Annotated in this window: 18 protein-coding genes; 3 read left to right on the top strand and 15 right to left on the bottom strand. The window is 44.7% G+C overall.

The features are described 5' to 3' along the window. Positions 1-16 precede the first annotated feature (16 nt). Positions 17-1,966: an acetate--CoA ligase gene (acs, locus tag ABDK00_RS07110; RefSeq protein ID WP_346239467.1), complete on the top strand. Its 1,950-nt coding sequence runs from the start codon at positions 17-19 to the stop codon at positions 1,964-1,966. Between the two features lie 45 nt (positions 1,967-2,011). Here acs and ABDK00_RS07105 read toward each other — a convergent pair whose 3' ends face one another. From ABDK00_RS07105 to ABDK00_RS07080, 6 genes are all read right to left on the bottom strand, one after another. Beyond that, positions 2,012-2,641 (bottom strand): phosphoribosylanthranilate isomerase, encoded by a 630-nt coding sequence (locus ABDK00_RS07105; protein WP_346239466.1) that lies wholly within the window; start codon positions 2,639-2,641, stop codon positions 2,012-2,014. Continuing rightward, positions 2,638-3,444: an indole-3-glycerol phosphate synthase TrpC gene (gene trpC, locus ABDK00_RS07100; protein WP_346239465.1), complete on the bottom strand. Its 807-nt coding sequence runs from the start codon at positions 3,442-3,444 to the stop codon at positions 2,638-2,640. Before trpC ends, ABDK00_RS07105 begins: the two co-directional genes overlap by 4 nt. Before the next feature lie 12 nt (positions 3,445-3,456). Beyond that, positions 3,457-4,452, bottom strand: coding sequence for an anthranilate phosphoribosyltransferase (gene trpD / locus ABDK00_RS07095; protein WP_346239464.1), 996 nt, complete (start codon positions 4,450-4,452; stop codon positions 3,457-3,459). A gap of 66 nt (positions 4,453-4,518) precedes the next feature. Next, on the bottom strand, positions 4,519-5,088 hold the full coding sequence (locus ABDK00_RS07090) for an aminodeoxychorismate/anthranilate synthase component II (protein WP_346239463.1): 570 nt from the start codon (positions 5,086-5,088) through the stop codon (positions 4,519-4,521). 39 nt (positions 5,089-5,127) lie between these two features. Then, positions 5,128-6,546 carry an anthranilate synthase component I family protein gene (locus tag ABDK00_RS07085; protein ID WP_346239462.1) on the bottom strand — a complete coding sequence of 473 codons (1,419 nt, stop codon included), beginning with the start codon at positions 6,544-6,546 and terminating at the stop codon, positions 5,128-5,130. A 364-nt stretch (positions 6,547-6,910) separates the two neighbouring features. After that, positions 6,911-7,645: a murein L,D-transpeptidase catalytic domain family protein gene (locus ABDK00_RS07080; RefSeq protein ID WP_428400400.1), complete on the bottom strand. Its 735-nt coding sequence runs from the start codon at positions 7,643-7,645 to the stop codon at positions 6,911-6,913. A 233-nt stretch (positions 7,646-7,878) separates the two neighbouring features. Between ABDK00_RS07080 and purE the strand changes: the two genes are divergently transcribed. Further along, entirely contained in the window at positions 7,879-8,391 is a 513-nt protein-coding gene (purE, locus tag ABDK00_RS07075) for a 5-(carboxyamino)imidazole ribonucleotide mutase (protein ID WP_346239460.1), read from the top strand. On the opposite strand, the gene bshC is transcribed toward purE, so the two are convergent. From bshC to ABDK00_RS07030, 9 genes are all read right to left on the bottom strand, one after another. Next, a complete protein-coding gene (gene bshC, locus ABDK00_RS07070) occupies positions 8,388-9,992 on the bottom strand; it encodes a bacillithiol biosynthesis cysteine-adding enzyme BshC (RefSeq protein ID WP_346239459.1) in 1,605 nt (534 codons plus the stop codon). The two genes, purE and bshC, sit on opposite strands and share 4 nt — an antisense overlap. A gap of 116 nt (positions 9,993-10,108) precedes the next feature. After that, positions 10,109-10,369: a GlsB/YeaQ/YmgE family stress response membrane protein gene (locus tag ABDK00_RS07065; RefSeq protein WP_346239458.1), complete on the bottom strand. Its 261-nt coding sequence runs from the start codon at positions 10,367-10,369 to the stop codon at positions 10,109-10,111. Positions 10,370-10,468: 99 nt separating this feature from the next. Further along, positions 10,469-11,464, bottom strand: a complete 996-nt coding sequence (locus ABDK00_RS07060; protein WP_346239457.1) for a chorismate synthase — start codon at positions 11,462-11,464, stop codon at positions 10,469-10,471. Positions 11,465-11,516: 52 nt separating this feature from the next. Continuing rightward, positions 11,517-12,854, bottom strand: a complete 1,338-nt coding sequence (gene aroA / locus ABDK00_RS07055; protein WP_346239456.1) for a 3-phosphoshikimate 1-carboxyvinyltransferase — start codon at positions 12,852-12,854, stop codon at positions 11,517-11,519. Positions 12,855-12,916: 62 nt separating this feature from the next. Further along, a complete protein-coding gene (aroB, locus tag ABDK00_RS07050; protein ID WP_346239455.1) occupies positions 12,917-13,936 on the bottom strand; it encodes a 3-dehydroquinate synthase in 1,020 nt (339 codons plus the stop codon). A gap of 205 nt (positions 13,937-14,141) precedes the next feature. Next, positions 14,142-15,230 (bottom strand): chorismate mutase, encoded by a 1,089-nt coding sequence (locus ABDK00_RS07045; RefSeq protein ID WP_346239454.1) that lies wholly within the window; start codon positions 15,228-15,230, stop codon positions 14,142-14,144. 117 nt (positions 15,231-15,347) lie between these two features. Next, the gene (locus ABDK00_RS07040) at positions 15,348-16,199 is read right to left on the bottom strand and encodes a prephenate dehydrogenase (RefSeq protein ID WP_346239453.1); all 852 of its coding nucleotides are present in this window, start codon (positions 16,197-16,199) and stop codon (positions 15,348-15,350) included. 7 nt (positions 16,200-16,206) lie between these two features. Further along, positions 16,207-17,358, bottom strand: a complete 1,152-nt coding sequence (locus ABDK00_RS07035; RefSeq protein ID WP_346239452.1) for a pyridoxal phosphate-dependent aminotransferase — start codon at positions 17,356-17,358, stop codon at positions 16,207-16,209. Then, on the bottom strand, positions 17,349-18,233 hold the full coding sequence (locus tag ABDK00_RS07030; protein WP_346239451.1) for a prephenate dehydratase: 885 nt from the start codon (positions 18,231-18,233) through the stop codon (positions 17,349-17,351). Before ABDK00_RS07030 ends, ABDK00_RS07035 begins: the two co-directional genes overlap by 10 nt. A 295-nt stretch (positions 18,234-18,528) precedes the next feature. On the opposite strand from ABDK00_RS07030, the gene ABDK00_RS07025 reads away from it, so the two are divergent. Then, positions 18,529-19,236: a DUF92 domain-containing protein gene (locus ABDK00_RS07025; protein WP_346239450.1), complete on the top strand. Its 708-nt coding sequence runs from the start codon at positions 18,529-18,531 to the stop codon at positions 19,234-19,236. Positions 19,237-19,304 lie beyond the last annotated feature (68 nt).

The raw sequence follows: 19,304 nt of genomic DNA, 5'->3' as shown, positions 1-19,304 counted from the left end.
TTTAAAACAGTTTGCAATGTCATACCCGTTTCAAATAAAGTCGTTAGAACAATATCACGAAGATTATAAGCGCAGCCTGGAAGATCCCGAAGGGTTCTGGAGCGAAGTAGCCGATGATTTTGTATGGAAGAAAAAGCAGCCTTTCAGCAAAAAAGGGCTGGAATGGAATTTCAAAGAACCATCGATCAAATGGTTTGAAGGCGCCAAACTCAATATCACGGAAAACTGCCTGGACAGGCATCTTGAAGCGATTGGCGACAGGCCGGCCATTATTTGGGAGCCCAACGATCCGAATGAAAAAACAAGGACTTTAACCTACAAAATCCTCCATCGTAAAGTATGTGAATTTGCCCAGGTATTGCGGAACAACGGCGTTAAAAAAGGCGATCGTGTTTGTATTTATATGGGCATGATTCCTGAGTTGCCGATTGCGGTGTTAGCCTGCGCGCGCATTGGGGCCATTCACTCCGTTATCTTCGGAGGCTTTTCGGCGCAAAGCATTGCCGATCGCTTGTACGACGCAAACGCTGAATTTATTATCACCTGCGATGGGGCATTCCGCGGAGCGAAAGATATTCCCTTGAAGTCCATTATCGACGATGCCCTGATTGGCAATCGCACCGTTAAGAAAGTGATCGTTCATACGCGAACGCGAACGCCGGTAAGCATGATCAAAGGCCGTGATGTTTGGTGGAGAGATGAAGTGGAAGAAGTGATCGAAAACATGCACGAAGAAGCCTTAAAAGCTCCGGCGGAAGAGGTGGATGCGGAAGACCCTTTATTTATTTTGTACACTTCCGGCAGCACCGGTAAACCAAAAGGCGTGGTACATACCACGGCCGGCTATATGCTTTGGACCACTTATAGTTTTGTCAATGTGTTTCAATACCAGCCGGGCGATGTATTTTTTTGCACCGCTGATATCGGCTGGATTACCGGCCATAGCTATATTGTATATGGGCCGCTTCTTGCCGGCGCCACCTGCCTGATGTTTGAAGGCATTCCCACCTGGCCAGATGCCGGAAGATTTTGGGATATTGTGGACAAACATAAGGTCAATATTTTATACACGGCGCCAACGGCGATCCGGTCGCTGATGAGTTACGGGCTTGAACCGCTTAAAGGAAAAGACCTTTCATCTTTAAAAGTGTTGGGCACCGTGGGCGAACCGATCAATGAAGAAGCCTGGCATTGGTATGATGAACATATAGGAAAGAAAAAATGCCCGATCGTTGACACCTGGTGGCAAACCGAAACTGGCGGCATCCTGATCTCGAATCTGGCAGGCGTCACACCGGCAAAAGCAAGCTGGGCCACACTTCCCCTTCCGGGGGTAAAACCTGTGCTGGTGGATGAAAATGGAGCAGAAGTCACAGAGCTTACCGATGTTCACTACAGCGGCAACCTTTGTCTTACCATGCCTTGGCCCGGCATCTTGCGCACCACCTGGGGCGACCACGAGCGTTGCAGGCAGACCTATTTCAGTACTTATGAGGATAAATATTTCACGGGTGATGGCGCATTTAAAGATGAGGCGGGCAATTTCAGGATTACCGGCCGCGTTGATGATGTGTTGAATGTAAGTGGTCACCGCCTTGGAACAGCGGAAGTAGAAAATGCGATCAACATGATGGCTGGCGTCGTGGAAAGCGCTGTTGTCGGCTATCCGCATGAACTAAAAGGACAGGGCATTTATGCTTATGTGGTGATGGATAGCAAACATCATCGGGAAGAAGATGACCAGCTAACGAAGCAGGACTTATTAGCTACTGTATCAAGAATTATTGGCCCAATCGCTAAGCCAGACAAAATTCAATTTGTTAGCGCCCTGCCAAAAACACGCAGCGGCAAAATCATGCGCCGCATATTAAGAAAAGTAGCCGAAGGCGAACTGGAAAACCTGGGCGATACCACTACCCTGCTGGATCCGGCTGTGGTTGAAGAAATTAAGGAGGGCCGCTTATAAAACGGACATGCTTTTTATTAACAATAACCCGCCATCGACAGCGGGTTATTTTATTTTAGACAGAAATGATTTTACCAGTTCCAGGTCTTTCACGCCGGGTTCGGTTTCAAATTTACTATTCACATCCAAAGAAAATACTTCGTTAGCCGATGTAAATGCCCTCAGTTGTTCGCCATCATTCAAACCAATACCACCGCTTAAAAAATAAGGTTTGACAATAGCGCTTTTTTCGAGAACCGACCAGTCAAATTTCCTGCCCGTGCCGCCATATTCTTTGGCTTTGGTATCAAAAAGAAAGTAATCAACATTGGCTTCATAAGGTTTTATCATAGCTGACAAATCCTCATCCCCGCTTACGCGAAAAGCTTTAATGACAGCAGTTTCAGACCGCAAGGTCCGGCAAAATTCGGGCGTTTCGTCGCCATGTAGCTGAACAGCATCCAATCCGTAATCTTTGACAGCGGTCCGTATTTTATCTGTAGCTTCGTTTACAAAAACACCCACTTTTTTTATTCCTGCAACCGACCGCAAATCCGCCGGAGCAATTTTATCCGACAAAAAACGCGGCGACTTCTCATAAAAAATAAAGCCGGCATAATCTATATGCATCGCGGCTAATTGACGTACCTGCTCCAGGGAGGTCATACCACACACTTTGATCTTTATTTCCTTCATTGCGCCGCTTTCAAATCATTTACAAATTTTTCAAACGCTGCGGGTGTATCGGCCTGCTTCATAAAATATTCACCAATGAGAAAGCCTTTGAAGCCGTTCTGCCTGAACAATAAAATATCTTCAATCTTGTCGATACCGCTTTCAGCGATTTTAATTTTGTCAGCCGGTATTTGTGCTGCCATCCGCAAACTCCTTTCAATATCAACCTTGAAAGTTTTCAGGTCGCGGTTATTGATACCTACAATCGGGGTGGCATCGCAAATATGCGCCAGCTCTTCCTCTGCGTGCAATTCGAGAATCGTTTGCAAACCCAGATCCTTGGCAACTGTGGCAAGATGTTTCACTTCCAAAGGAGAGAGACAGGCTGCAATGAGCAGGATCACGTCGGCGCCTATCGATTTGGCTTCAAAAATTTGGTAAGCGTCAACAATAAAATCTTTGCGTAAAATAGGCACTTCATTTTTTCTCGCCTCCATTAAATCCGCATCAGCGCCGCCGAAAAAATGCTCATCCGTCAACACGGAAAGACAAGCGGCACCCAACCTGGTATACGCTTCCGTAATTTGAATAACGTCCGCATGCTGTTTGATAAACCCTTTTGACGGAGACTTTCGCTTAAACTCAGCAATGATACCGGTGCTGTCCTCCTTTAGCAAAGAGGCAGCCAGCGAGCGGACAGGATGGGAGAAAGCAGACCGCGCTTCCAGGCTTTTTACCGGCATCTGTGCTTTGCGCAGGTCAACTTCTTTCTTTTTATAAGCTACTATTTCGTCTAAAATATTCATGGTATGATCGTCCGCCACTGCGGTATAATTTTATGATTGTAAAGAAATCAATTGTTGCAAACATTGATGCGCCCGCCCCGATTTCAGGCTTTCCGAGGCGGCCTGAAAAGCATCCTGATAATTATTAAAAGAACCCGTCACCTGCAATGCAATAGCTGCATTGGCCAACACTACGGCCTCCTGCTCCCTGGTTCCTTTACCTTCTAAAATGGTTTTAAAAATTGAAGCCGCTTCGGCAACGGTCGCTCCCCCGGAAATAGCATCAGGGTGAACTTCCTGACCGGCCAACTGCATCGCAGACAAGACGCGTTCTCCATCTTTTGTGAAAAGCTTACTATCCCCTGTGAGTGAAATTTCATCGTAACCATCTAGTCCATGTACGATAGCAAAATTCCTCGATTGCTGTTGCAACAGATAATTATACAGCCGCGCCATCTCCAAATTATAAACACCGATGATGCTAAAAGAAGGAGATGCCGGGTTTACAAGTGGCCCCAGCATATTGAAAAATGTACGCATCCCCAGGTTCTTTCGAATAGGGCCCACGTTTTTTAACGCAGGATGAAATAAGGGCGCATGTAAAAAGCAAATGCCTGCCTGATCCAATTCTTTGGACAAAGCTGCGTTGTCGTTTTTGAACTTATAGCCCATCGACTCAATCACGTTTGACGATCCACTGATCGCGGATGCGCCGTAGTTGCCATGTTTAGCGACTTTATAACCGGCGCCGGCGACAATAAAACAAGATAGCGTTGAAATATTGAATGTATTTTTCCCGTCGCCTCCGGTGCCGACAATATCCAGGGTTTCCAAACCGTCAAAGTCAACGGTAACGCAAAGTTCCAGCAAAGCATCCTGAAAACCCTGAAGCTCCTGAAGCGAAATGCTGCGCATCAGAAATACGGTCATAAACGCCGTAATCTCATGCTCGTTATAAACACCTTTACCGATGTTCACCAGCACTTCTTTCGCCGTGTTTCGATCCAGCGTTTTATGTTCAAATAGTATGTTTAAAATTTTTTTCATAATCTGCTTGTTTCCATCTTCAATCAATTGTTTTTCCCGAAATCATATCCATTTTAAAATAAAGATTTAAGCCGCCAGCCAATTCTTTAAAATAACTGCGCCCTCGGGCGTCAACACACTTTCCGGATGAAACTGTACACCGCGCACATCGAAAGTTTTATGATGCAACGCCATAATCATATCATTTTCATCAACAGCGGTTATTTCTAACGATTCAGGAAAATTTTCTTTCGAAACCACCCAAGAATGGTAACGACCGACTTCAATATGCGCGGGCAAGCCTTTAAACAATTTTGGATCTTCCCCGACAATCGTACAATCGGTAGCAACTCCATGATAAACTTTAGCAAGATTGGTAAGCTTTGCACCAAAAGCCTCCCCTATAGCCTGCTGACCTAAGCACACACCCAATATGGATTTGGTGGGCGCATAAGTTTTTATTAAGGGCAGCAACAATCCGGCTTCTTCCGGTATGCCCGGGCCTGGTGATAATATTATTTTATCGTAGGCTCCAATTTCTTCCAGCGAAATCTGGTCGTTACGGAAAACATCTACTTTTTGATGTAAAATACTTTCCACCAAATGAACAAGATTATAAGTAAATGAATCGTAATTATCGAAAACAAGAAGTTTCATTAAACTATGGAATATAAATGACTAAATAGGGGTTTATTTTTATTGGATCTGCTGTGCGGCCTCGATTGCCTTTTTCAAAGCGCCGAGTTTATTATTCACTTCCTGCAATTCACTTTCCGGAACGCTGGCCGATACAATACCTGCACCTGCCTGATAAAACAAGGTATTATTCCTGCTAAGAAAAGTACGGATCATAATCGCCTGGTTGCAGCTGCCATCAAACCCCATAAATCCCACAGCACCGCCATAATAACTACGGTTAGTAGGTTCATAATCATTAATCAACTGCATCGCTTTAATTTTAGGCGCTCCGCTCAGGGTGCCCGCAGGAAAAGTTTTTGCCAACAAATCAAAAGCATTGGTGGTTTCCTTTACCTCTCCGGTTACTTCGCTTACCAAATGAATTACATGCGAATAAAAATGGGTTTCCCTGAATTGGGCAACCGTTACGTTGTTACAACCACGGCTCAAATCGTTTCGCGCCAAATCCACCAACATCACATGCTCGGCATTTTCTTTGGGATCATTTTCGAGTCGAATGGTTTCGGCGGCGTCTAACTTATCATCGCCGGTTCTTTTAACCGTTCCGGCGATCGGATGCACTACTGCTTTACCTTTGTTAATGATCAATTGCGATTCCGGCGAAGACCCCATTATTTTATAATCGCCATAATCAAAGAAAAACAAATAAGGAGAGGGATTGATATTTCTCAGCGACCTGTACACATTAAACTCATCGCCGGTAAAGGATTGCTGAAAGCGCCTGCTTAATACAATTTGAAACACATCGCCTCGAAAACAATGAGCAATGCCTTGTTTCACAAGTTTGCGGTAATCTTCATCTCCCATATTCGAACGCTCTTCGCCCAGCGTCTTAAAGGGATATACCGGAACGTCCCGGCCGCGGATCAGGGATGCCAGCGTGTCTTTATCGCTGGAAAGCCCTTCGATTTTATTCTCGCAGATAAACAACTCATCCTTGAAATGATTGATTGCAATTACATATTGGTATAAGCGATATCGCATTAGCGGAATGGCATCAACGTCCACATTAAATATTGTCCCCGGAATGGTTTCAAAAAAGCGGATCGCATCATAAGAAGTATAACCATATAGACCCTGCGCGAAAGCGGCCACTTTTTGAGCAGAAGGGACTACATCAAAACGCTGCATAAACTCATTAAGCGTTTTAGCAATCGGCTGGCCTTTTTTAAATGGTATTTCCTCAGCTGTTTTACCAGGTAGCTTCACTTCAATCTGCTCGGCTGCGGAAATTTCAATTCCGGCAATTGCGTTGACCCCGATAAAAGACCAACTATTTTCAGCCACATGATTGTCGGTACTTTCCAGCAGAATTGTGTCGCGAAAGCGGTCGCGCAACCGAAGATAAATTCCCACCGGTGTAAACACATCGGCCAGCATAGAACTGACGGTAGTTTCAATTTTTATTTGTTGCATATCAATCAAAAGCTAAGCGAAAGGTTGTTTAAATTTGTCCAATAAAAAACCCCGGCACAACCGGGGATTCTTTGAATATCACTCATCTTTTTCGATGTACGGCATTACAATACCCCTGTAGAGTTTGCAGGCCACCACCAAAAAAAGATTGTTTTGTTCATCATGATCGCAAATATAAAAGTAAATTACTTGCGGACAAATTTTTCAATCATTTTTTTGAGACGCAAAAAGAACACAGCCCGTTCATCAACCTTGTGCGGCCAGGTAGCGTTCTTTTTTTCTGACATCCAATTGAATTGTTTAAATCTGCCATAAAAAAACCGGCTAAAAGCCGGTTAAAAATCTTTTGGGCAACGCTAACCACTTACCCCATCGCAAACCGATTCGACGGCTTGTACCTTTTATTATAGATAAACAGGCAACTTCCGTCTTTGATGGTTTGAATGATCGGACGGGTTAAAGCTGTTGGCACCGCGGGGCATCCGTGGCTTCTTCCAACATATCCCTGCGCATCGATAAACGACTGGCTTACATAGGAAGCGCCGTGGATCACAATGGCGCGGCGCATAGCGTTCGTATTCAACCCGGGTTCTAAACCCTGTAATTTCAAAGAATAGCCCTTGCTTCCGTGATAGGTGGCATCTGTCAGATAAAACCCAAGGCTGCTTTTATAAGAAGCATTGGTATTGCTGAAATTCTCGGCTGTCTCACGGCCCGTGTTTTTTCCGTGCGCCACCCAGGTGTTGAAAAGCATTTTGTAATTTTTCACATCAATGATATACATTCTTTTTCGATAGCTGGGCTGATCAAAATCGATAATTGTCAAAATTGAATCGTTGTGCAACAAACCCTCCTGCTCCAACCGGTGAAACCCGCTGATGGCATATTCAAATGCATCGTGCGACAGGCCCCTTGCGTCGAGAGCGAGACTATCATACACAAATTCAATCTCCTCTGTGCCTGTTTTGGCGACTGGCATGCTTTTGGCATCCTTATTCTTATCGATCATGTTCTTTTCAATATTATTCAATGTCCACGACATGGATACTATTGATAAAACCGCAAATGCTATCAACCGCAAATAAATTCTTAAGCGCATGCTTGTTTAAATTTTATATTAAAAATATTGATATATTGTTCTATAAGAGCGTATAGATATTCGGTAGGCAGTCTATAAACGATAAACAACATCGTTTTATTGCCAACTGTTTTGTCAATAAGAAAACTTTAACAGTTTATTTTCGCCTGTCCTCATTTAACACCAACGTTTTTAATGTATCAAAAAATCAGCAAATTTTTGTTGACGATATCAATTTAGCTTTCCTTTGCAGCATGGCAACACAAGTTGGAATTATTATGGGCAGCGACAGCGATTTAAATGTGATGCAGGCTGCCGCAGATATTTTAAAAGATTTAGAAGTGGGATACGAACTAACGGTCGTTTCTGCACACAGAACACCGCTGCGCATGGTGGAATATGCGCGGCAGGCTAAATCGAGAGGTTTGAAAGTCATTATTGCCGGCGCAGGTGGCGCTGCTCATTTGCCTGGAATGGTAGCTTCTATTACCCCGCTGCCCGTGATTGGCGTTCCTGTAAAATCAAGTAATTCAATCGACGGATGGGACAGCGTACTTTCTATTTTGCAAATGCCAAATGGCGTTCCCGTCGCTACAGTAGCGCTTAATGCTGCAAAAAATGCGGGCATATTGGCTGCTCAGATTATTGGAGTTGCTGATGAAAAAGTGGGAAATAATATCCAACGCTATAAATCTGATCTTGAGAAAGAAGTGCTTAAGAAAGTTTCAGGCCTGAAAGAAAAAGGATTTGAAAATAGTTTTGATTAAACTTCTTCCAATATTAAAAATTCGGGCTTGATGGCGTGCGCGTGCTGATAAAGCGTGTCCATAAAATCCGGCCCCCACGTCGCATAGTAAACCAAAATGTTTTCGATTCGCTCCTGTAAATTTTGCAGGGGAAATAATTGCTGTTTTAAACGATCAATCTGCCGCATGGCAGCTTCATGATTTCTTTTTTCTGCCCTTAACAATTTTTTTCCCAGCGTCACCAAGTTCTTTTCGTGTTGCTTTTGCAAGGCATAAATATGCCCTTTTAGCGTGGTGTCTATGGGTTCGGCTTGTTCGGATAGTTCTCTATAAATATTTTGAACCGCCCCCAATGCTTTTGCTGTTGAAACATCATTTTCAGAATGACGCTGCACCCAAACCCTTTTTAAATGCAACGGACTTTTAAAAAGATCGGCCATTTCAAAATCCAACTTTTTTGCCAGGGCGGCCGGCTTTTTTGCCACCACCAGCACCGAGTTTCGCAAAACCAGCATGGGATAAGGCACTTTGTATTGATCAAAAATAGCTTTCAATTCGAGCCAATAAGCCAATTCGCCGCCGCCGCCAATAAAAGCGATATTGGGAAGGATCATCTCTTGAAAAAGGCCTCGCAGGATTACATTGGGACTAAATCTTTCCGGATGGGATGCTGTTTCGCGCATCAGTTCGGATTCAGTGAAACTGATATCGCTATCCACCACCTGCCAGCGATCATCCTGCTTTTCGATACGCAGGCGCTCGCCTTTTTCCGTTAAGTAAAACAAATTGATATCGCGGCCATGCGCCTGGGTTTTATAGCCTTTATCTAATAGCTGCTCCGCGGTATCAGCAACCAATGCGGATGAGCGCTGGTTCAAAAGTTCATCTTTAAAAAGATCAATCGCTACAGACTTTAGCGGCGCTGCATCCGGAACAACCACGACTACCCCATATTTACCAAACAGAAAATTGACAAAACCTAAAGTCGCATCCTGTATGAGCGAGCCTTTTTTATAGAAGCTTTTTACCGCCTCCATAATCTCGGCGCCGTGAGGAAGTACGCCGATTTCTGATTCGATTCTTTTGATTAGTTTCAGTAGCGCATCGTCAATTTTCATGCGGCCGACCGCGCCCTTCTGGTCCGTGTTCCAAACCAGTTTTTCGTCCTTGAGATAGATATGTCCCAATTCGTCCAGATCTGCATCTTCACTGCCCATATAATAAACGGGCACAAAATTATAAGCGGGAAACGCAGCGCGGCAATAAGCCGCCAGCTTTGCTGCGTGTAAAATTTTATAAATGAAATAGAGCGGGCCGGTAAAAATATTGGGTTGATGAGCCGTGGTAATTGTAAAAGTCTGCGTTTCTCTTAAAAGCTCAATGTTTGAAATGACCGCCTGATCCTGCTCGAGTCTATCATATTGGTCTTTCAAATAATTATACAATAATTCCCGGTCCTGCTTATGTTCCGCCTTTTGTTTTATAGCTTCCAGCATTGCGCTTTTTTCAGGAAACAAATGATAAAACGGGCGCAACGCTTCGCTTCCATGCAGATAATCCAAAACAGTTTTTGAAAAAGAATGGGTCTGGTCGTATGGTATGCCTGTGGCTTGAAAATTCATGTTGCGAAGTAGCTTGAAAATTGAAAATACTATAACATTTTTATTCGAAAATAGTTTTTTTGGAAAGGGACAGGTAAAAAAAAACCACCTGGAAGGTGGTATAAAATTTTTTTTAATCAACTGCGTCTTCGCGTCGCCATGGCATAAATCCAAAGCAATATGACAGCGCCGCCCACAGCAAAGAGGAAACCTCGTAAACTCCAGTTACTGGTAATCGGAGTATCGGTTAAGAGGCTGTTGATCCATCCACCAACAAATGCGCCTGCGATACCGATCAAAATAGTGACAATCCATCCGCCGGGGTCTTTTCCGGGGTGCAATGCCTTAGCGATAGCGCCTGCAATCAAACCAAAAAGAATCCATGATAGAATGCTCATAGTTTTTTCAATTTTTAGAGTTTGGTAATATTAACTACTAATATAATATTAAAAAACATGCCAAAGATAGATACGGCTATTTTTTTATGCACATAGGAATTATGATACTACGCGTGGTATCTGCTGTGCCTGCATCATAAGATCGGTTAGAACGATAGCGGTGGCAGCTTCCACAATCACCGGCGCCCGCAGGGCCACACAAAGGTCGTGGCGGCCTTTCACCGAGAAATCTTCCATTTTTCCGCTATCCCAATTCAGGCTATGCTGTTCCTTGGGTGTAGAAGCCGTAGGTTTTACTGCAATCCGGAATACAAGTTCATTTCCATTCGTAATGCCACCGACAATGCCGCCGGCATGATTGGTTTTCGTTTTCCCTTCCATATTTTCAATGGCGTCGTTGTGTTGGCTGCCAAACATGTTCGCCGCTTCAAAACCGCTGCCAAATTCAACGCCTTTTACCGCAGGAATCGAAAACATGGCGTGCGCAATCAATGATTCCACGGAATTGAAATGCGGCTCGCCCAAACCCAACGGCAGCCCGTTGACACGACACTCAATGATACCGCCAACGGAATCTTTTGCATCAATACCTTTTTGCAATCCTTTTTCCAAATCGGCCTCTCCGGCAATAGCGATGACTTTTGCATGCACAGAAATGCCTGTCAGTAATTTTTTCGCAATAACGCCTGCCCCCACCAACCCCGTTGTAAGGCGGGCGCTAAAATGACCGCCGCCCCGGAAATCTTCAAACCCACCAAATTTTTTATGCGCTACAAAATCGGCATGGCCGGGTCGTGGAAAACTGCGCTGCTTTTCATAATCGCCGCTGCGCGTGTTCTTGTTTTCAAAAAATATCATGATCGGGAAACCTGTGGTCTTCCCGTTGAAAATGCCGCTTCTGAAAATAGGAATATCGTCTTCCTTTCGGGGTGTCGCACCTTTTTGAGTACCCCCCTTACGACGTTCCATATCAGGTAAAAAATCTGCTACAGGAACGTCAAGGCCGGCGGGGCAGCCGTCAATTACAACGCCTACGCCATCACCATGCGATTCGCCAAAAATCTGAACCTTAAAAATATCTCCGAAAGCATTCATTTCTTATTTTTTTATAGCAGCGATTTTAAAAATTATCAAACTGTTCCAACCCTTAGATGATCCCATCGAGATATAAACCACCTTTCACCTGAGCCCCTAAAGCTTTGATATGATCATAAAAATCCGGATAGGATTTATTAACCGCATACGCTTCTTCAATCGTTGTTGCACCATCAGCTTTTAGCGCCGCTACTGCGCAAGCCATAGCGATGCGGTGATCGTGCCTGGAATGAACCAACGCTCCTTTCAAAGGCGCGCCGCCATGCACATACATCATGTCGTGATCGAGCTCTATTTTTAGCCCCATTTTTCCAAACTCTTGCTGCAAAGTCAGGCCACGATCGCTTTCTTTGTGAGCCAATCTGCTAACTCCTTTGATTTTGGTAATGCCTTTGCAGTTGGCAGCCAACGCCACCAATGGGGGAAAAAGATCAGGACAATCGGTGGCGTCAAATTCGAAAGCCTGCATATCGGTTTGATGAAGTTTAATTGCTTTGGCTTCCATCGCAATGCCAGCATTGGCCGCCATCAGCGCTTCGATTATTTTCTTGTCGGCCTGCGTACTATTCAATCCCAAACCTCTTACCGAAATATGGCCGGCAATCGCTCCCGCTACTAAAAGAAACGCACCACCGCTCCAATCGCCTTCAACCGTGTAATGGATCGGCGCCTCGCTTTTCGACGCTTCAACCGGCTTTTTGCTGAACACAAATTCTTCATAGTTGTGGTTTTCCGGAACCTGCAAACCAAATTGTTTCATTACGTCAAGCGTAAGATCTATATAAGGTTTGCTTTTCAAATTGGTCACTTTAATCGCAACCCTTTCTTCGGATAATGGCGCCACCGCATAAGCCAGTAAAAGGCCCGTTAAAAATTGCGAGCTTAGAGATCCGTCGATCGTGATATTTTTGGGTTGCAGCGGCCCCTGGATAACCAATGGTAATTTTCCCTCGTTCGATGAAATCGTAACACCAAGCTGCGGTAAAATTTCATCAAAAAAATTCATGGGCCTGGTCACCAGGCTTCCCTCGCCATTGATGGTAATCTTGTTGCTGGTCAGTGCTGCCAGCGGCGTGAACATGCGAATACTCAAACCGCTTTCCCCACAATTGATTGCTCCTCCCTGATCGCCGTTCATAAGAGCTACCGCAGACGCTACAGAAAAGGCGCTGCTATCAACCCTGATTTCCTCATCCCCTTTTTCAATCGTGGCTCCAAGCGCTTGTATAATCCCCATTGCCGCTTTATCGTCATTACTATGCCCGGGATTACTAATCACGGATTTTTGCGCCGCTACCAACGCGGCTGCACAGGCCCTTTGCATGGAACTTTTCGACGCTGGCGCTAATATATCTCCTTTTAATTCAGATGGTGAAATGGTTATTTTCATCTCTATTCGGGATGCCTGACCGAAACCTTTGTGGATTTACCCAAAAGCTCCGCAGCAATTTTTTATGATAATTTATTAATAATCTGTTCTAATTTTTTCAAAGGAATAGGTTGCACTACGGCTTTGCCTATCTTTTCGAGCAGCACAAAGTTCATTTCTTTGCGCACCCGTTTTTTATCCATCACCAATACTTCGAAAACCTTTTTTGCATCAAATTGAATGGCGGTGGGCAACTGGTATTTTTTAATCAGCGCACTGACGCGCTCCTGATCAGGAAACGCTTTTAACTGCCGCGATATTTCGCTGGCCAAAACCATTCCGATAGCCACCGCTTCTCCGTGCATTAGTTCGTATTGTGTTTCAATCGCATGGCCAATGGTGTGACCAAAGTTGAGCAGCCGCCGGTCTCCTTTTTCAAACTCATCTTTTTGCACGACTTTGGTTTTAATCAGTGCGTTTCGTTTGATCAGCGCGGCAAGCAAATTTTTATCTTTTTGATAATCGGATAAACGATGTTGCTCTAACTGCTTAAACATGGCGGCATCTTTGATACTTGCATGTTTGATAATTTCTGCAAAGCCGTTTTGCCATTCCTTGTCAGGCAAAGATTGAAGCAGCGATAAATCGTGTAATAAAAAAGAAGGCTGACGAATGATGCCAACCATATTTTTATATACCCCCACATCGATCCCGTTCTTGCCGCCGATGGAAGCATCCACCAAACCGAGTATCGTGGAAGGGACAAACCCAAAGCGAATGCCGCGCATGTAAACCGAAGCAATATAACCTGTCAAATCCGTGATTACGCCGCCGCCGATCCCAATCAACACCGATTTTCTGTCGGCCTTGTTCTGAATCAATTTTACAATAATATCATCGACGGTTGCCTGCTTTTTCTGTTCCTCGCCCGCCGGAATCACAATCGTATTGAAACCCTTAAACCTTTTTTCATGGGCGTCAAAGACGTTTTGATCGGTAATGACAAAAGCGCTGCGCTTGTCAACGATCTTCGCCAGCTCTTTAATGGAGCTGTCAAAGTAAAAATCAGTAGTTGCGTTTGAAAATTTTATCTTCTGAACCAAGATACTGTTATTTATGATTTAGCCTGGAGCTATAGATAAACCTCACCGTTTTTATTTCGGTGAGGCTTCATGAACTTAACTGTTGTAACATCAACTTTGATAGCTGCGTGGGTTCAAATATCCCTTGCGCATCTATATGACCCCTGTTGCATTCAAACCGCAAGAGCGTTTTCCTAAAAACAATGGCCGGTATTAGGCGCATGCATTAGGCGTCCAGCACCTGCTTTTGATGGTTAATGCTTTCCAAATGCACGGCATCTAAATATTTATTCAGAAAATCGCGGCTCAATCCCAGCTTTTCGCCACGGGCGGCAGTTTTCTCAATGATTTCCTGCCAGCGGCCGGGCTGTAAAATGGTAATATTATTGTCCTTTTTATATTGACCGATTTGATCGGCAATTTTCATGCGCTGAGAAAGAATTTGCAGCATCTCATCATCCAGATGGTTGATTTGCTGACGCAGTTTTTCAAGCGCTTTATGATATTCGCTGTTATCGACATCTTCTTTTCTCCAAATGATTTGCTCCATCATTTCTTTTAAGCGCGCCGGCGTCACCTGTTGTTTGGCATCGCTCCAAGCGTTGTCAGGATCGATATGGCTTTCGATCATCAAACCATCATAATCCAGGTCGATTGCTTTCTGCGCCACATCCATCAAAGTATCGCGCTTGCCGCAAATATGTGAAGGATCGTTAAAAATAGGGAGTTCTGGATATTTCAGTTTCATTTCGATCGCCAGATGCCACATGGGCGCGTTGCGATACTGCGTGTTACCATAAGATGAGAAACCTCGGTGGATCAGCCCTAAATTTTTGATACCGGCGCGGGCAATTCTTTCAACGCCGCCGCTCCAAAGTTCAAGATCAGGGTTGATGGGGTTTTTAACAAGAACCGGAACATCAACTCCTCTTAATGCATCAGCGACTTCCTGAACGCTGAAAGGGTTCACGGTGGTGCGGGCGCCAATCCAAAGCACGTCAACATCAAAAGTCAAAGCGTCCTGAACCTGCTTCGCAGTTGCTACTTCAATAGCAGTAGGCAGGCCGGTAATTTGTTTTGCTTTTTGAAGCCACGGTAAACCTTTCGCTCCTATCCCTTCAAACATACCGGGCTTAGTACGCGGTTTCCAGATGCCTGCGCGCAACATATCCACTTTGCCGGTTGCGGCCAGTTGTTGGGCTGTTTCGATTACTTGTTCCTCGGTTTCGGCGCTGCAAGGGCCGCTAACGATGATCGGCCTTTTAGCCCATAATTCCTTAATTTTTTCTTTTGATGAAACCTGCTGAGTGCTCATGAAATATAATTATTGATGTTGTTAAATAACCCGAAGTTTTTATTTTAATATGTATTGATTTACGCGGAAATATTTGAATAATTTTTAATCGATCCGCTCCATCCGGGCAAATTTACTTTATTTTATGATTCTATTTATTTTATTGGCGTCTGAAATTAGCGCCTGTAAGTTTTCTTCGTCTTTTTCTGAAATATACGCTTTGAATTTGGTGAGCTGCGCGATATGCTCCGTCAACACATCGAGTACATTCTCTTTGTTTTGGAGAAAAATCGGCACCCACATGGCCGGATTACTTTTCGCCAGGCGCACAGTGCTTTCAAACCCGGCCGAAGCAATTTGAAAAATAGCGCTCTCCATTTTTTCCTTTTCCAGAACCGTATTGGCGAGGGCAAAAGAAGTGATATGTGAGATGTGACTGACATAAGCAACATGAAGGTCATGCGCTTTGGCGTCCATATCAACGATGCGCATCCCGATTTTCTGATACATTTTTTCAACCCATTCGATTGCATCTGCGTCGCTTTCACTTCGGTTGCATAAAATCACTGCCTTACCTTCAAAAGCGCCTCTCACCGCTGCCTGCGGCCCGCTGTATTCTGTACCCCACATCGGGTGCGTCGCAACGTAGCGGCCCCTATTGGGGTGGCCTTCCACCGAAGCGATGACGTCCGACTTTGTAGAGCCCATGTCCATTACGATCTGATGAGACACTTTATCGAGGATTCGGGGTAGCAGTTGAACTTGCACATTTACGGGCACCGCCAACACGATAATCTCAGCCTGAACAATAGCTTCTTCAAGCGGTAAAATTTCATCCACCAGCTCATATTCAAGAGCCTGTTCGGCATGCTTCGCGCTGGCTTCCACGCCGATCAATTTGGAGGATAATTTTTTTTCATGCAATTGAAGCGCCATGGATCCGCCAATCAGCCCCACGCCTACGATCGCTATTTTTTTCCTGTTGTTCATTTTGTTTTCACATTTTACTTATGCGCTCAATTGCCTCGTCGAACCGGGCCACCGACCCACAGAGGCTAATCCTGATATATCGGTCGCCGGCGCTGCCAAATATGCCACCGGGTGTAATAAATACATTAGCGGCATATAACACTTGATCAGCGATTTCGTAGCAGTCTTTATATTGTTCGGGAATTTTTGCCCAGACAAACATGCCTACCTGATTTTTCGAATAATTGCATTTCAGCAAGTCAAGAAGCTTAAACACGCGCGCCCTTCTTTCCCTGTAAATTTTGTTTACTTCATCGTGCCATTCTGCGCCCAGGGTCAGCGCCTTCGCCGCAGCCAGTTGCAAGGGCAAAAACATGCCGCTGTCCATGTTGCTTTTAAACCGCAGCACCTCGTTGATCCTTTCTTTCGCTCCGCAAAGCACGCCCACGCGCCAACCGGCCATATTATGGGATTTACTTAAGGAATTTAATTCAATTACCACATCTTTGGCGCCCTCCACCGAGAGGAGGCTTACCGGCTCATCATTTAAAATAAAGCTGTACGGGTTATCATGTACAATTAAGATGTGGTGCTTCTTAGCGAAAGCCACCAGTTGTTGGAATACTTTTTTATCGGGCTGTTGGCCGGTCGGCATTTGCGGATAATTTGCAAAAAGCAATTTAACACGGCTCAGGTCGTTTTTTTCGATGGCTTCAAAATCGGGCTGATAGTTCAGCTCTTCTTTTAATTCGTAGTCGATACACACGCCGCCCGCAATGGTCACATTGCTGCGATAAGTCGGATAACCAGGATTGGGCACCAACACAGCGTCTCCCTCGTTGAGATAAGTCATGCAGATGTGCATAATCCCTTCTTTGCTTCCGATAAGCGGCAATACTTCAGTATGCGCATCCAGGGTTACATTATACCATTTCTTATACCAGTCAGCAAAAGCCTGGCGCAACACCGGGCTGCCTTTGTAGTTTTGATACCCGTGAACGTTTGGCTTTTGCGCTTCCTCGAATAGTACTTTCACCACATCTGGGTGCGGCGGCAAATCCGGGCTGCCGATGCCAAGATTGAGAATATTTTTGCCCTCCTTATTGAGCTCATCTATTTCCCTCAGTTTTTGAGAGAAATAATATTCTCCCACTCCCTGTAACCTTTTTGCTACTTCCATATGCCTTTATTATAGATTCCGTAAATTTTAATGGCTTCCGTTAGCGGGCGCAATTTTTCTATTACTTTTTCAAAGGTTTTCATTTGATCGAATTCCATATCGGCATGAAACTGATATTTAAACTCAGAACCGGGAATGGGAAAGCTTTGCAGCTTTGTCAAATTCACTTTATGAATGGCCATTACGCCTAAAACACGCGCCAGCGCTCCTTCCTTGTGGATCGTTTGAAAATTGATAGTTGCCTTGTTGCCCGTTTGAGGTTCGCTGATATCCTCCGGCCGCTTCAACACCAGGAAGCGTGTATAGTTTTTCTTTAATGTCTGAATTTTAGGCGCAATAACATTAAGGTCATAAACTTCTGCGGCAAGGGTGCTGGCGATTGCTGCAATATGTTTACTATTATACTGCGCAATATGCTTCGCGCTTAAAGCAGTATCATCGCTTTCTACAAGTTTCCAACCATACTGGTCTAAAAACTCATAACATTGTTGCAACGCCATCGTATGGGAATGCACTTCCTTTATATCTTCGAGCTCAACCCCGTGGTTGACCAGCAGGTTCTGATGGATTTGCATATAAACCTCGCCAACAATTTTCAGGTTGCTGGCCTGGATCAGATTGTAGTTGGGTAAGATACTTCCGGCAATAGAATTTTCGATAGCCATTACGCAGCCGTCCGTCCGGTTGCTGTCCTTAGCAGCCACCATCACGTCTTTAAAAGTAGTGCAGCATTCGACAGTTACCTGCCTGTTAAAAAAATAGTTTGCGGCCTGCTGATGAAAACATCCCTCAAATCCCTGAATGGCCATGTGGGGTACGCCATCGGATCGCTTCGACAGGGATTGCTCTTTTATATTTTCGGCTTTGGACACCATTGACATTTTTTTGATCCGGCTTGCCGGTATGCTAAAAAAAATCCCGGCTATTTTCGCCGGGATTCTTTTTATCGTTGATTGTTTTGATTCTGTTTTGTTTCAACTAAAGCATTCCCGGCTTCATTTTAAAAAAGAAGCTAAAATAGAAACCGGTAAAAAAAATATTTGCTTTCATTGCTTTGCAAATGTAAAAGATAAATTTAAAATAGCAAATATATTTTTCCTCCTGAAAAGAAAATAAAAACTAACGCCTGGTAGTCTGAAATGCAGGCCGGTAGCCTATCTTGCAGCCCATATGTTTCATGAAGACTGGCTATTGATGGTCATAGTGGCTGCCGGCATTTTGCTCAGCGTATTTTTCCGGAAACTGACCTGGAGCGCCGCGCTACTGGGTGGATTGATCTGCATCCTCATTTATAGCGCGGCCGGATGGGGCCGTGTTGCCTGCATGGCTGCATTTTTCGGCATTGGCATTGGGGTCACTTCTTTCAGGCTTAAAGAAAAACAAGCAGCGGGTTTGGCGGAACGCGACAAAGGGAAACGTAAAGCCGGACAAGTTTTTGCCAACGGCGCTGTGGCCGCGATAATAAGTGTAGCAGCCTGTTTCTTTCCATTTATAAAAGAGCAGGCATTGGTTTTAATCGCCGCCTGCTTTGCGTCTGCAACTGCTGACACGGTTTCTTCAGAGATGGGCAACATTTATGGGCGGCGCTTCTATCATGTATTGTCTTTTAAAAAAGTACAACGGGGCGCCAACGGCGTTGTCAGTGCGGAAGGCACAGGTTTTGGCATTTTGGGAAGCATGGCTATCGCAGTCATTTATTATTGTTTTGAACCTTCGGCTCCCGACAGTTTTATTATCATAATTGCGGGAACCCTGGGAAATCTTTTAGATTCGGTATTGGGGGCCGCTTTTGAAAACCGCGGCTATCTTAGCAACGATGCCGTAAACTTTTTAAATACGGCCGGCGCGGCTATTGTAGCCTGGCTGCTGGTGGGTTAGTTTTGGAATAGTTCTGAGGGAGGGCTGAAACCCTATCAAAAATTTAACAAACTATCCTGATTCCCTTC

Origin of the sequence: Niabella insulisoli (genome assembly GCF_039652435.2) — a bacterium.
Lineage (GTDB): Bacteria > Bacteroidota > Bacteroidia > Chitinophagales > Chitinophagaceae > Niabella > Niabella insulamsoli.
Note: the sequence above shows the minus strand (reverse complement) of the source record. Positions and strands in the feature narration are given on the sequence as shown.

Coding starts and splice junctions, on each gene's coding strand:
- acs (WP_346239467.1), top strand. CDS start 17: ATGTCATACCCGTTTCAAATAAAGTCGTTAGAACAATATCACGAAGAT.
- ABDK00_RS07105 (WP_346239466.1), bottom strand. CDS start 2,641: ATGAAGGAAATAAAGATCAAAGTGTGTGGTATGACCTCCCTGGAGCAG.
- trpD (WP_346239464.1), bottom strand. CDS start 4,452: ATGAAAAAAATTTTAAACATACTATTTGAACATAAAACGCTGGATCGA.
- ABDK00_RS07090 (WP_346239463.1), bottom strand. CDS start 5,088: ATGAAACTTCTTGTTTTCGATAATTACGATTCATTTACTTATAATCTT.
- ABDK00_RS07085 (WP_346239462.1), bottom strand. CDS start 6,546: ATGCAACAAATAAAAATTGAAACTACCGTCAGTTCTATGCTGGCCGAT.
- ABDK00_RS07080 (WP_428400400.1), bottom strand. CDS start 7,645: ATGCGCTTAAGAATTTATTTGCGGTTGATAGCATTTGCGGTTTTATCA.
- purE (WP_346239460.1), top strand. CDS start 7,879: ATGGCAACACAAGTTGGAATTATTATGGGCAGCGACAGCGATTTAAAT.
- bshC (WP_346239459.1), bottom strand. CDS start 9,992: ATGAATTTTCAAGCCACAGGCATACCATACGACCAGACCCATTCTTTT.
- ABDK00_RS07065 (WP_346239458.1), bottom strand. CDS start 10,369: ATGAGCATTCTATCATGGATTCTTTTTGGTTTGATTGCAGGCGCTATC.
- ABDK00_RS07060 (WP_346239457.1), bottom strand. CDS start 11,464: ATGAATGCTTTCGGAGATATTTTTAAGGTTCAGATTTTTGGCGAATCG.
- aroA (WP_346239456.1), bottom strand. CDS start 12,854: ATGAAAATAACCATTTCACCATCTGAATTAAAAGGAGATATATTAGCG.
- ABDK00_RS07045 (WP_346239454.1), bottom strand. CDS start 15,230: ATGAGCACTCAGCAGGTTTCATCAAAAGAAAAAATTAAGGAATTATGG.
- ABDK00_RS07040 (WP_346239453.1), bottom strand. CDS start 16,199: ATGAACAACAGGAAAAAAATAGCGATCGTAGGCGTGGGGCTGATTGGC.
- ABDK00_RS07035 (WP_346239452.1), bottom strand. CDS start 17,358: ATGGAAGTAGCAAAAAGGTTACAGGGAGTGGGAGAATATTATTTCTCT.
- ABDK00_RS07030 (WP_346239451.1), bottom strand. CDS start 18,233: ATGGTGTCCAAAGCCGAAAATATAAAAGAGCAATCCCTGTCGAAGCGA.
- ABDK00_RS07025 (WP_346239450.1), top strand. CDS start 18,529: ATGTTTCATGAAGACTGGCTATTGATGGTCATAGTGGCTGCCGGCATT.